This is a genomic window from Bacteroides sp. QWL-09 (assembly GCF_058683585.1).
Window position 1 is genome coordinate 1,223,951 of record NZ_CM178748.1, and the last position, 13,823, is coordinate 1,237,773.

A 13,823-nucleotide genomic window follows, 5' to 3' on the forward strand; every position below is an offset into this window, starting at 1 on the left:
TTTTATTATGGAATATGTTCGGTATCTTTTTCGCTTTTTATACAAGTCAATCTGGTGGTTGATCCTAGGCACCTTCATTGTGACTTTCACAGTCATCTATATGACGCGAAACATGAGAGGAAATTATCGCGTACAAGCCACTCTTTATACCGGAATTGTTTCCGGATACACGATTGAAGATAATGGTTCTAAGATGGATTGGAGTGAAACCCAAAATGCGATGGACAACCTTATCAATATTATAAAAGCCGAAAGTACCCTAAAAAGGGTTTCGTATCGGCTATTTGCTCATATTCTGATCTACGGTGATCCAAAAAACAACGTCAATCATATCACTTCCTCTTCTTACAATATGGTTTACAACCATGTTAAGAATAGCCCGGATGGAAAGCATATCTTATCTTTAATAGATAAAAGCAGTGAAGAAAAAACAATAAAAAATTTAATTGAATACACTCAACCCGACAAGACCAATTATGTGTATGGGTTATTCTATTATAATCACCCATTCTTCAGTTACAATGCTTTAAGAAATATCAATGTCTTTCGCAAAGGGAATAGTGATTTGCTAGATATCAGCTATGAGTCGTCAGATCCAGGTGTAGCATACTTCACCATTGAGTTCTTAACCCGGGAATTTGTTAATGAGTATAAGACGATTCGTTATGGAGAAACTGACAAAGTCATTGCCTACTTTAAAAGTGAGCTTGAACGAATAGGGAAAGAGCTACGCGAAAATGAAGATGATCTGACCGAATATAATGTCGAAAAACGAATTATAAACTACGTCGACGAAACCAAAGAAATTGCTTCAATAAATAAAGAATACGAATTACGAGAACAAGATGTTCTTTTTGCCTATAATAGTTCAAAAGCCATGCTTCAAGAACTAGAGAGGCAAATGGACAGCAATACCAAACAAGCCTTAAACAATGTTCGGTTGATCGATAAGCTCAAAGAAGCTTCCTCTCTAACAGGAAAAATCACAGAACTTGAGACCATCAATTCAGACCAGACTGAAGGACAAAACTCTCTACAACAGTATAAAAATCGGTTAGAAAAAGCCAGAAAAGAACTATCTACTATATCGAACAATTATATTGCTCAGCAATATACAAAAGAAGGAATGACCAAAAAGTCAATCTTAGAGCAATGGTTAGATCAGACTCTTCTTTTCGAAAAAGCCAAAGCGGAATTAGAGATCATTAGAGAAAGTCGTTTAGAACTTAATGATAAATATGCCTTTTATGCTCCTGTCGGCTCAACAATAAAACGGAAGGAAAGAGTTATCAACTTCACAGAACGGAACTATTTAACCATTCTGCAAAGTTATAATGAAGCTCTTATTCGTCGTAAAAACCTAGAAATGACATCAGCGAGTCTACGGGTTCTTAATGAACCGGCGTACCCTATTAGTACCGAACAAAGTTCTAGAAAGAAACTAGTGTTAGCTTCTTTCTTAGGAAGTTTCGTATTCATATTAGGATTTCTATTGCTCATCGAACTCTTTGATAGAACATTACGCGACCCGATTAGAACATTCAGACTAACGGGATGCAAAGTTCTTGGGGCTTATCCCAACTCTGTACTTTCTTTAAACGCACAAGTTAATAAAGAACGAAAACTGATTGCAGCAAATTTCCTAAGCATAAGTGTTCTACGCTTTTTCACCAACCACAATCCAGACCTGCCATACATCATTAATTTGCTAAGTACAAGCGAAGAAACCGGCAAGAGTCATTTGGCGGTTTTACTTGAAACGATATGGCAGGAAAAAGGGCTTAAGGTTCGACATTTATCTTGGGATAAAGATTTTAATCCAAATTCAAGAGACTACTCATTGGCTACAAGTCTAAACGATTTATACCAGAAAGGAGATGAAGACATCCTTATAGTAGAGCATCCTACTCTAAATCGGACGAATATTCCAAATGCATTACTCCATGAAGCAAATTTAAACTTGCTAATTGTTTCTGCAATCGTTGGCTGGAAAGATACAGATCATATTTTGTTGGAAAAACTAAAATCACAGATTGGAGACACCCCTCTCTATATCTACTTAAACCATTCAACATCAACTGTTGTAGAACGATTCACAGGAATGCTTCCTCCATATACTCTTAGAAGACGCATTTTCTATAAAATATCACAATTGGCATTAACCGAAAAAATGTCTTTCAACATAAGACCTTCAAAAAAAAGTGCTAAAAACAAATGATTGGATCAAGCAAAGAATGGTATAGACTTCTAAAAGGAAAGCTGCATCTGTATGTCAAAACGCAAGGGCTCATGCAGCTTTTACTCTTTCTGTCCATTTGTTTGTATTTTTTTCTAATTACTAAAGGAAGCATCACATCAACTATAGTGATAGGACTCCTTCCGCTCTCGATCTTAGCTATCGTAATTATATTACAAAACACAAGATCAAGCTTCTACGTACTTTATGCCATCCAATTTGTTTTAATGGCAGCCACTATGTTTATGGATTTAAAACTAGGCGTCAGCACACTAATTCTAACTCTGTCCATTTTTATACTCTTCATTATACACAATATCTATCGTCCTATAGATTTTTCTCAAAGTCAAAATCTAATGACTTACGTCTTCATGATATATGGCGTCTTTTGCATATTAGAAATAGCCAATCCCAACAACGTGATGGAAGCCTGGAATATAGCCATTACCCAATATCTAGTCTACCCATTATTATGTGCTATCCTAGTACCCATAGCCATACGAAGTACAAAAGGTATTGAATGGTTATTATTTATCTGGTCTTTATTTGTGATCGTTGGCACAGTAAAAGGTTATTGGCAAAAAAATTATGGTTTTAATGCTCGCGAGATGTACTTCTTATATGAGTTAGGAGGTGCAAAAACACATATTCTAAGCACTGGGGTTCGATACTTCTCTTGTTTTACCGACGCAGCGAACTATGGGGTACACATGGCTATGGCAGCAACGTGCTTTGGAATATCTCTTTTCTACGTCAAAAACAACCTCTTAAAAATCTATTTTTTCTTTGTCCTCTTGGCAGCCATCTATAGCATGCTGATCTCCGGAACCAGAAGTGCCATCCCATTACCAATGATCGGAATGTCCTTATACATTATTCTGATCCGGAATAAGACCGCATTCACCCTTGGACTTATTGCCGTCGCCCTAGTCTTTGTCTTTTTTAAGTTTACCACAATTGGCGAGGGTAATGATCAGATTCGTCGTATGCGTACAGCCTTTAACCCAACAGAAGATGCCTCTTATCAACTACGGGTCGCTAATCGAGAACGCATGAAAGAGCTGATGGTTAGAAAGCCAATAGGATATGGACTCGGTTTATCGAAAGGAGAACGATTTTATCCTAAGGAGCGCATGCCATACCCTCCCGATTCTTGGCTCGTTAGCGTTTGGGTGGAAACCGGAATTATCGGTTTACTATTATATCTCGGAGTACACGGCGTTCTTTTTGCTTGGTGCTCATGGATTATCATGTTTCGCATCCACAACAAACGTCTTCGAGGTCTGCTCACAGCATGGATATCGATGAATGCCGGCTTTTTTGTCGTTGCTTACGCCAATGACATTATGCAATATCCTAATGGAATCACCATATATACCGGATTTGCCCTTTGCTTTGCAGGTCTATATATCGACAAAGAGTTAACCAGAAAGTCTCTATCGGAATCAGAAAAGCTACCCCTATCATGAGTTTTAAACCAAAAGTATCGTTTATCACGATAACCTACAATGGATTATCGGACACTTGCGCCCTCATCCAATCTATAAACGATGCCGTTAAATCGGTATCCTACGAAATTATTGTCATAGACAACGCTTCAAAAAGCGATGAAGCCAAAGAGATACACTCCAAGTATCCTTTTGTCGTAACCATAAGGAGCAATGAAAATAGAGGATTTTCAGGAGGTAATAATCTCGGAATAACACAAGCAAAAGGAGATTATCTATTTATTATTAATAATGATACCTTAATAAAAGAAGATCACCTAACAGAGTTAATAGACCGTTTGGAGCAAAACCCAGTCATAGGTGGAGTCTCTCCAAAAATTAGATTTGCAGTTCCACCTTACTCGGTTCAATATGCCGGGTTCACTCCTCTAACCCCAATTACTCTGCGCAACGAAACCATTGGATATAATTGTTTGGATAATGGCAATTATGATACCGCCCATTCCACTCCCTATCTTCACGGCGCAGCCATGCTATTAAAGAAGGAAGCCATTGATCGCGTCGGGCTAATGCCTGAGATTTATTTTCTGTATTACGAAGAATTAGATTGGTCGATTTCGATGCAAAAAGCCGGATATGAGTTATGGTATGATCCCTGCCAAACCATCTTTCATAAAGAAAGTCAAAGCACCGGCCAATCTAGTCCATTACAAGCTTACTACATGACTCGTAATCGATTACTGCTCGCTTACAGACAATTACCTTCATCTAATCGGTTCTTATCTATTAGTTATCAATACCTCATCGCCCTCCCCAAAGCGGTCTTTTTTGCGATATTCAAGCAAAAATGGGCTATTCTAAAAGCCACAATTAAAGGAGGATACGATTTCTACAGAATGAACAAACAGTAAATAAACCATAAAGCTATATTACGAATGAATTTATATTTATCACTCGACATTATTTTATTTACCATACTCAGTGCTTGTGTATTATACTTTGTCATATTCGGGATTTATGCCAAACGTTATGCCCCTAATCTACCATCACCAACAAATAAGCGACATAAATTCTACGTGATCTTTCCGGCTTACAAAGCCGATCAAATCATCATATCATCCGTCACTTCCTTCTTTAATCAAGAGTACCCTAAAGAAGCTTACACGGTTGTTGTCGTAGCCGATGGCATGACTGAATCTACCTGCCAAACCCTTCGAGAACTTGGAGCCAGAGTCCTTGTTGCCAATTACAAAGACAGTACCAAGGCAAAAGCCCTCTCCTTGGCAATGTCGGAATCATTAACAGTAGACTATGATCTAGCAGTGATCATGGATGCAGATAATATGGCCGACCCTCATTTTCTACAAGAACTCAACAAGATGTACAGCAACGGTTCCCGCGCCATACAGGCCCATCGCATGGCCAAAAACTTAAACACAGATATTGCGAGGTTGGATGCTGCCAGCGAGGAAATCAATAATTCTATTTTTAGAAGCGGACACGTTGCCGCAGGACTATCTTGCGGACTGATCGGTTCGGGTATGTCTTTCGACTTTTCCTGGTTCAAAAAGCATGTGACCTCACTTCATACGGCCGGAGAAGACAAAGAATTAGAAGCCTTATTATTAAAAGAAAAAATAAAGATAGATTATGTCTCATGGGTTAACATTTTAGATGAAAAGACTCAAGGCCGGCAAGCCATTACCCAACAGCGTCGTCGTTGGATTGCAGCTCAATACGCCTCTTTAAGTCAAAACCTACCCTATTTGGGGCAAGCCATTAAAGAACGAAACTTCAGTTATATCGACAAAATCATACAATGGATGCTCCCTCCAAGACTGATACAAATTGGAGCACTGCTGTTTTTTACTCTATTGACAACAATCATCGGATTATACGTCCCGCATTTGGCTGTTTTATCCATCAAATGGTGGTTCATCTCAATCGTGCAAGTCGCCGTATTCGTCATGGTATTACCCAAATCGTTAAGAAACTACAAGATGCTCAAGTCGATTGTTCGATTGCCTCTATTGATCGTCATTACATTTATAAATGTATTCAAATTGAAAGGGGTTAATAAAAAATTTATTCATACCGAGCATCGAAACTAATCTTATAACGATCCATCGAAAATCATTCTGAAGAGTTTGTCTATCCGATTACAGGAACTAAACTTCTACATTGCATAAACTAACCTTCTCCACCGGAAGAGCTAAACCATTCAGATGCGATGACTTATTCGTTTGCCTATACGTATTCTTTCGTTAGCCTATAGGCAAACTTTCGTCCGCCTATGGTGTTTCTTTCGTTCGCCTATAGGCGAACGATTAAGCATTGCCTAACAAACTCACTAAGGAATGCAATGAAACCATTTGTATATCGTCGTTTCAGTAGATTATTCTGTAATAAAAACAGTTTTTCTAAAATTTATTATTTTTTTATTATATATTTGAATCATAGATGTAGCTATTTAACACAATGATAGGCCAAATGATAAAAGTAAGTGTAATTATTCCCGTATACAATACAGAGAAATATATCAAAAAGACTCTGCAATGTATCTGTAATCAAACACTTCAAGAGATTGAAATCATTGTGATCAATGATGGGTCGACCGATCTCTCCTTAAATATCATAAACCAGATTCAAGCAAAAGACTCAAGAATCAAAGTATTCTCTCAAGAGAATCAAGGACTATCGATTTCAAGGAATAATGGTTTGCTCAAAGCTCAGGGGAAATATATCTATTTCATGGATAGCGATGATTTGCTAGAAGAGAAAGCTCTAGAGGTTTGTTATCACACATGCGAAGCGAATAATCTAGATTTTGTATTTTTTGATGCAGAGACCTTTCAAGATGACCCTATCAATAGATCACTCGTTTTAACTTATAAACACGCCCAAGGACTAACTCAAAGGATATATTCCGGACTAGAAGCCTACCAGAAGCAGCTACAAAATAGATCTTTCACCTCCTCCGTCTGCCTTAATTGTATTAACAAAGAGTTCTTAGATAAGTATCAATTACAGTTCTATCCTCATATTTTACATGAAGATCAACTTTTTACAGCACAACTTTATGTGCTTTCCCATAGAACGATGGGAATCGAAGAAGTTTTCTTCAAACGTCGAATTAGAAATCAGTCGATCATGACTTCAACTTTTAAATGGAAGAATGTATCAAGTTATCTTAAAGTGACACAAGAACTTCTCATCTTCAAAAAAGACAAAAGTTTGGAGGAGCAAAAAGCCATCGATACACATCTCAATCAAATGTTAGACTCTGTGGTATGGCAAGGCCATACACTACCTATCAAAGAACGACTCAACTTATTTTTGATCGTCCTTTTCAAATATAAACGATATATACAATGCCGTACATTAGTTGTTTTACTTATCAAGAAATATTTACCTCATTCTAATAAATAATCCGGATGACAAATTCTGTACAAAAACAACTCTTCTCAGGCGTCTTTTATACCGCACTAGCTAAATATAGCGGAATCATCGTTTCTCTTGTCGTAGCCGGAATCTTAGCTCGTCTACTATCACCGGATGATTTCGGAATAGTAGCGATAGCCACTGTGATCATTGCTTTCTTCGGAATATTCACAGATATGGGACTATCACCTGCCATCATTCAACACAAAGATCTATCCACAAAAGAACTATCTGATATCTTTTCCTTCACCATATGGACAGGAATCTTACTCTCGATCTTATTCTTTATGGCTTCTTGGCCAATAGGCCACTATTATGATAGTGTCATCTTACGACAATTGTGTCAGTTTCTTAGCATCAACTTATTTTTTGCCTCTGCCAATATTGTTCCCAATGCCTTATTCTATAAAAACAAAGAATTCCGTTTTCTTGCCATCAGAAGTTTAAGCATACAATTTCTCGGAGGAACAGCAGCCATCATCGCTGCATTTATGGGAGCCGGACTTTATGCACTGATCATTAATCCGATACTATCGAGCATTCTTCTCTTTATCATATCCATACGCTATTACCCACAGCGATTAAAATGGACTTTAGGCTGGACAACGATAAAGCGGATTTTCTCTTATTCGGCTTATCAGTTCCTCTTTAATATGATCAATTACTTCAGTCGCAATCTCGACAAACTACTTATAGGAAAGTACATGAGTCTCGCACAGTTGGGTTATTATGAGAAATCTTACCGACTTATGATGCTCCCCTTACAGAATATCACACAAGTTATTACGCCTGTCATGCATCCGGTCTTAAGCGATTATCAATCCGACAAAGAAAAGCTAGCTAGTTCGTATGAACGCATCATACGTCTATTGGCATTCATCGGATTCCCCTTAAGCGTCTTTCTTTTCTTTACAGCAAAAGAAATCACCTTGATCGTATTCGGCAATCAATGGCTAGCTTCAGTTCCTGTCTTTAAAGTTTTAGCTCTATCGGTAGGTACCCAAATCGTTCTATCGTCATCCGGCTCTATTTTTCAAGCGGCAGGAGACACCAAGAGCTTATTTATCTGCGGATTATTTTCGTCGATTTTGAATGTCAGTGCAATGTTGGTCGGTATCTTTGTCTTTCAAACTCTGGTAGCCGTAGCTTGGGCCATCGTTATAGCATTCAGCATCAATTTTATCCAATGTTATTACCAAATGTACGTCGTAACCTTTCATCGAAAGGCTCAATATCTACTCCGGGAGTTAATCTCTCCCTTTGTGCTGAGTCTGAGTATTGCAGGCTTTTTAATTCCGGTCTATTATCTAACGAGCTCTTCCAATATTTTTCTCAGTTTGATAGTAAAAGGGATCATTTTTATGACTATATTAGGAACATACATTCAGCTGACTAATGAATATAACATTCTACTCAAGCTGAAGAAAGTAATCAAAAAAAACTAAGACTCATTGTTTTATAGATCAAATCACATGGCACTAAAAGCTTTATTTCTCATTTTTCACGGTTTTGAGGAGTCCAATGGAATCAGCAAAAAGATACGATATCAGATCAAAGCATTAAAACAATGCGGAGTTGATGTACAGACGTGTTGGCTCGATGATAAAGACGGACATAAATACCGTATGATCGATGATCAGATCTTAGAAGATTATGGATCAGGTTTTATGGGAAAAATCAGAAAACGAACAAATTTTCAGACGATAGTTGACTATGTACGGAAGCAGCAAATACAGTTCATCTATATTCGTTATGCGCACAATGCCAATCCGTTTACCATCCGCTTCATAAAACAACTGAAGAAATGCCAAAGTCAAATTGTGATGGAAATACCGACTTATCCATACGACCAAGAATACAAGGGTATGCCATTACCCTACCAACGCATTCTTTTTATTGACAAATGCTTTAGAACGACATTAGCCAAATCGATTGATAAGATCGTCACGTTCTCTAACCATACTAAGATTTTTAACCGACCGACAATTCAAATTTCAAACGGTATTGATTTTGACGAACTTCCTGTTAAGTCAAAGAAGAACGATACGTCAAAAGAACTGCACCTCATTGGAGTAGCAACCATACATCCTTGGCATGGGTTCGACAGAGTCATTAAAGGATTAGCCCTTTATTATAAGAATAAAAGTAAGTTCCCCTATCTTCTCTATTTTCATATTGTCGGATTTGGAGTCCCGGAAACCGTCGATTATTATAAACAACTCGTTAAAGAGCATCATTTGGAACAATATGTTATTTTCCACAGCGGTTTATACGGCAAGGAGCTAGATGATATTTTCAGCTTGTCAGACCTTGGCATTGGTAGCCTAGCCAGACACCGGAGTGGAATCTATAATATCAAAACTTTAAAGAATAGAGAATATGCAGCTCGAGGCATTCCGTTTATTTACTCAGAGAATGACGAAGACTTTGATCATCAGCCCTATATTTTAAAGATAGCGGCAGATGAAACTCCTATAGATATTGAACGTTTGATTCTTTTTTATCAAGAAGTTAAACAAACACCTTTAGAGATCAGGCAAAGCATTGAACAAACTCTTTCATGGAAAGTACAAATGCAACGAGTAATTAACGAAACGATCTAGACTTATGGCTATAAACAATATACTTAACACCCTAAAGTATAAACTTAAATATGGACTAACCGTCGAATGGTATAATTTCTGGTCGATCCTTTTACGGAAGAAGCACAAGATCACACCACATGTGGCAACTATTGATGAAACTATCGATTATATTGTCAACACAAGATGCTCGGTCAGCCGTTTTGGTGATGGTGAGATGCTATTGACCAATCCTAAAAAAGAGATTGGCTTTCAGACCGGCAACGTTTTATTGGCCGAACGACTAAAGGAGGTTTTTCAGAGCCATCAAGACCATCATGTGGTATGCGTCTCCGATACCTTCTACGACCTTTATCGATATAACCGAAAGGCTCGTCGCTTTTGGCGCACCCATTTTTTTCTCTACGAGTCCTATTGGCAACAACTTCTAGACCCACAAAGATTGTATTATAATACGTTTGTGACCAGACCCTATATGGACTTTTTGTCAAAAGATCAATGCGAAAAGTGGTTTAAAAAAATGAAAGCAATATGGGACCATCGAGATATCGTATTCATCGAAGGTGAAAAGAGCAGGTTGGGTGTAGGAAATGATTTATTCGATAATGCCAAAAGCATTCGACGCATTCTATGTCCTCCACGCGATGCATTTGATAAGTATGCTGAGATTTTAAATGAAGCCCTTCAAATCAACAAAGAATCCCTGTTTCTCATCGCCTTAGGACCAACGGCAACTGTATTAGCTTACGATCTGGCACGGGCCGGATATCAAGCTATCGATATTGGTCATGTAGATATAGAGTATGAATGGTGGCGCATGAGAGCTAAACGAAAAGTTAAGCTCCAACGAAAGTATGTCAACGAATCGGCCAATGGCAAAGAAGTAGAAGATGCCGGTGAAGAATATCAAAGACAAATTATTAATCGCATAATATAAAAGCTATATGAAAATAGTTTATTATTTGCCATCCTTATCGACCCCGGGAGGAATTGAACGTATTGTAACATTCAAAGCTAATTATTTTGCAGAGAACTACAAAGACTACGAAGTGACCATCATTACTTCTGAGCAAGGAGAGTCTATGCCCTATTTTCCTTTATCAAATAAAGTCAAACATATAGACATAAACGTTCCGTTTGATATTCCCTATAATCAACCACGTTTACTAAAAATCATTAAATATCCGTTTCGATACTATTTATTTAAGAGACGACTCTCAAAACTTCTTATAAGATTAAAGCCAGATATAACCATTTCAACCCTAAGACGAGAAATAAACTTCCTAACACAAATAACGGATGGGAGCATTAAAATAGGTGAGTTTCATGTAACCAGATACGAATATGGAGCTGAAGCTATTAACCAGAAGAACAAGCTCGTTTATTGGATAAAAAAATATTGGTCAAGAAAATTCATCTCTAATCTGTCAAAACTCGAAAAGGTTGTTTTGTTAACAGAAGAAAGTGCAAAAGATTTTCCTGAATTATCAAATATTAAAATCATCCCGAATCCCATTTCAACACCGATTGAAGAGAAAGTATCCGAGCAATCCAGTCAGAAAGTCATAGCTATTGGACGCTATACCCCTCAAAAAGGATTTGACTTATTAATATCTGCCTGGAAAATCGTTTCAGAGAAACATCCCGATTGGACTCTCAGTATTTATGGAGAAGGCCATTTAAAAGAGCGTTTGAGTAAACAAATTGAAGAACTACAACTAACAAAAAATTGCATTCTATGTCCAACGACATCGAATATTTCCGAAAAATATCTTGAAAGTTCTATATTCGTTTTATCTTCACGCTATGAAGGATTACCGCTAGTCCTGGGAGAAGCAATGATATACGGATTAGCCCCGGTAGCATTTGCTTGTCCGTGTGGCCCAAGAGATATGATAAAAAACAAGTATAATGGTCTTCTTGTTAAAAATGGAGATCACGAAGAATTAGCTAAAAACATTTCATTGCTCATTGAAGACGTTGAATTAAGGAAGAGTATATCATTAAATGCACATTCCACAGCTCAACGTTTTAAGATGCAGTTTATTGCAAAACAATGGGAACAATTATTTCAATCCGTAATATCAAAATAAAGAGAAGATGACTATTGTTTATATTTACCGATCGCTCGCTGTTTTTGGAGGCGTTGAGAAAGTCTTTATCGATAAAGCAAATTATTTAGCCGAAAAATGCGGATACAACGTTTATATCATAACATATGAACAAGGGAAGCACCCGATTATTTTCCCATTATCGCCCAAGGTTAAGCACATTGATCTAAATATACTCTTCTACAAAGAATACGAGTGTAACATTGTTAAACGTTTAATTATCCATTACTACATGGAAAATAAATTTATAACAGAAATCAAAAGGCTAATACAATCAGTTCATGCAGATGTAATGATTGGAGCCAGTTGTGAATACTCAACCATGAAGGCTCTAAGCAAAGTAAAAGGAAAGGTTGTAACCATTATAGAGAATCATAGTGCACGAATGAGCATAGAAAAGCCAATCTCTCAAAATCCTCTTAAAAACATTATCTTTCAGCTTAAAAACAAGAAAATTTATCGATACATAAACAACGTAAACGCATTCATCACATTATCCCAAGAAGAAGCAAAAAGTTGGTCGACTGTGGTAACCTCAACCTCAGTCATTCCCAACATGCTTAGTCCGGAATACGAAGGAATAACACACCAAAAAAAAGAAACAAAAACAGTCATATCAGTAGGACGATTAGTAGAACAGAAAGGATATGATTTGCTCCTAAGAGCCTGGGAAAAAGTACATTCAACACACCCCGACTGGAAACTAGAAATATATGGTGAAGGAAAAGAGAAAACAAAACTTCTACAATTGCGAGACAAGTTAGGCTTATGCGAAAATGTTTCTTTTTTACAACCAACAACTCAAATTATTGAAAAATATAAATCTGCCGATATTTATGTTATGAGCTCCAGATTCGAAGGTTTTGGCTTAGTACTCATTGAAGCAATGGCTTGCGAACTACCTTGTATCTCATTCAATTGCCCCAATGGACCTTCAGAAATCATCGTCAATAACGAAACCGGATATTTAGTAGAAAACAATAATATCAATGAACTTTCCGATAAAATCATTGATTTAATAGAATACCCGGAAATTAGACAACGAATGGGGAAAAAAGGCCAAAAAAATATCCAAAAATATCAGCAAGAATCAATAATGAAAAAATGGGATACATTGTTTAAAACACTAATAAAAGGACATAAAAAATGAATTGGCACCGCATTTACCTTGAGGTATACAATAAAAATTTAAAAGAGTTATCGCCCGACACGATAACAAAAATATCGACTTTGATTAAAGAAAAACAATCAAACGAACCACTAGCTTCTATTGTCTTAATCGCACACAATGAAGAAAAACGAATATTAAGTTGCCTATGGTCATTGGCCAATAATTCGTTAGACTTTCCTATCGAATTATTAGTCGTCAACAATAACTCAAGCGATCAGACAGAAGAACTTTTAAAGCAACTCCAAATACCCTATTACAATGAAACTCAAAAAGGACCAGGCTATGCACGCCAATGCGGATTAAACCATGCAAAAGGTAAATATTATTTATGCATAGACGCCGATACGATATATCCACCACATTACATTAACACCCATATCAAAACATTAATGAAACGCAATGTGGTAGCTGTATATGGACTGTGGAGTTTCATCCCAGATCATGAACATTCCAGAAGGCAACTCCGATTATATGAATTCATAAGAGATATTTATCTAAACATATTATCAATAAATCGACCAGAGCTTTGTGTAAGAGGCATGTGTTTTAGTTTCAAAACAGAGGTCGGTCGACTATTTGGATTTCGAACAGACATTCTTCGAGGGGAAGACGGTTTTTTAGCTCTAAACATGAAAAAACATGGCAATATAGTTTTCATAAAAACCAGAAAAGCCAGAGTTATGACAAGCTGTGGGACACTAAACACAGATGGCACATTATTTAACAGTTTCAAAAAACGGGCTAAACGATCACTAAAGAATATAAATCATTTTTTCATAAAAACCAATGAGTATAAAGACCATCCTGAAAATAAAATAAAATAAAATAAATGCA

At 37.0% G+C, this 13,823-nt stretch carries 11 protein-coding genes; all 11 read left to right on the forward strand.

Translation table 11 applies throughout. From position 1 onward, the window contains the following. Positions 1-7 precede the first annotated feature (7 nt). The 11 genes from AC4PG5_RS04855 (at position 8) to AC4PG5_RS04905 (ending at position 13,813) form a co-directional block, all read left to right on the forward strand. Entirely contained in the window at positions 8-2,218 is a 2,211-nt protein-coding gene (locus tag AC4PG5_RS04855; RefSeq protein WP_492030309.1) for a GumC family protein, read from the forward strand. Positions 2,219-2,463: 245 nt separating this feature from the next. Further along, positions 2,464-3,705 (forward strand): O-antigen ligase family protein, encoded by a 1,242-nt coding sequence (locus AC4PG5_RS04860; protein ID WP_492030685.1) that lies wholly within the window; start codon positions 2,464-2,466, stop codon positions 3,703-3,705. Then, positions 3,702-4,595 carry a glycosyltransferase family 2 protein gene (locus AC4PG5_RS04865; RefSeq protein ID WP_492030310.1) on the forward strand — a complete coding sequence of 298 codons (894 nt, stop codon included), beginning with the start codon at positions 3,702-3,704 and terminating at the stop codon, positions 4,593-4,595. The genes AC4PG5_RS04860 and AC4PG5_RS04865 overlap by 4 nt, the downstream gene beginning before the upstream one ends. Positions 4,596-4,619: 24 nt before the next feature. Continuing rightward, complete coding sequence (locus AC4PG5_RS04870) at positions 4,620-5,795, forward strand: glycosyltransferase family 2 protein (protein WP_492030311.1); 1,176 nt, start codon at positions 4,620-4,622, stop codon at positions 5,793-5,795. Between the two features lie 379 nt (positions 5,796-6,174). Then, entirely contained in the window at positions 6,175-7,113 is a 939-nt protein-coding gene (locus AC4PG5_RS04875; RefSeq protein WP_492030312.1) for a glycosyltransferase, read from the forward strand. Between the two features lie 5 nt (positions 7,114-7,118). Beyond that, positions 7,119-8,570 (forward strand): lipopolysaccharide biosynthesis protein, encoded by a 1,452-nt coding sequence (locus AC4PG5_RS04880; RefSeq protein WP_492030313.1) that lies wholly within the window; start codon positions 7,119-7,121, stop codon positions 8,568-8,570. A 27-nt stretch (positions 8,571-8,597) separates the two neighbouring features. Next, positions 8,598-9,728, forward strand: coding sequence for a glycosyltransferase family protein (locus AC4PG5_RS04885; protein WP_492030314.1), 1,131 nt, complete (start codon positions 8,598-8,600; stop codon positions 9,726-9,728). Positions 9,729-9,732: 4 nt separating this feature from the next. Beyond that, positions 9,733-10,644, forward strand: coding sequence for an SP_1767 family glycosyltransferase (locus tag AC4PG5_RS04890; protein WP_492030315.1), 912 nt, complete (start codon positions 9,733-9,735; stop codon positions 10,642-10,644). Positions 10,645-10,651: 7 nt separating this feature from the next. Then, positions 10,652-11,800: a glycosyltransferase family 4 protein gene (locus tag AC4PG5_RS04895; RefSeq protein ID WP_492030316.1), complete on the forward strand. Its 1,149-nt coding sequence runs from the start codon at positions 10,652-10,654 to the stop codon at positions 11,798-11,800. A gap of 7 nt (positions 11,801-11,807) precedes the next feature. Then, positions 11,808-12,968: a glycosyltransferase family 4 protein gene (locus AC4PG5_RS04900; protein ID WP_492030317.1), complete on the forward strand. Its 1,161-nt coding sequence runs from the start codon at positions 11,808-11,810 to the stop codon at positions 12,966-12,968. Continuing rightward, on the forward strand, positions 12,965-13,813 hold the full coding sequence (locus AC4PG5_RS04905) for a glycosyltransferase family 2 protein (RefSeq protein WP_492030318.1): 849 nt from the start codon (positions 12,965-12,967) through the stop codon (positions 13,811-13,813). Before AC4PG5_RS04900 ends, AC4PG5_RS04905 begins: the two co-directional genes overlap by 4 nt. Positions 13,814-13,823 lie beyond the last annotated feature (10 nt).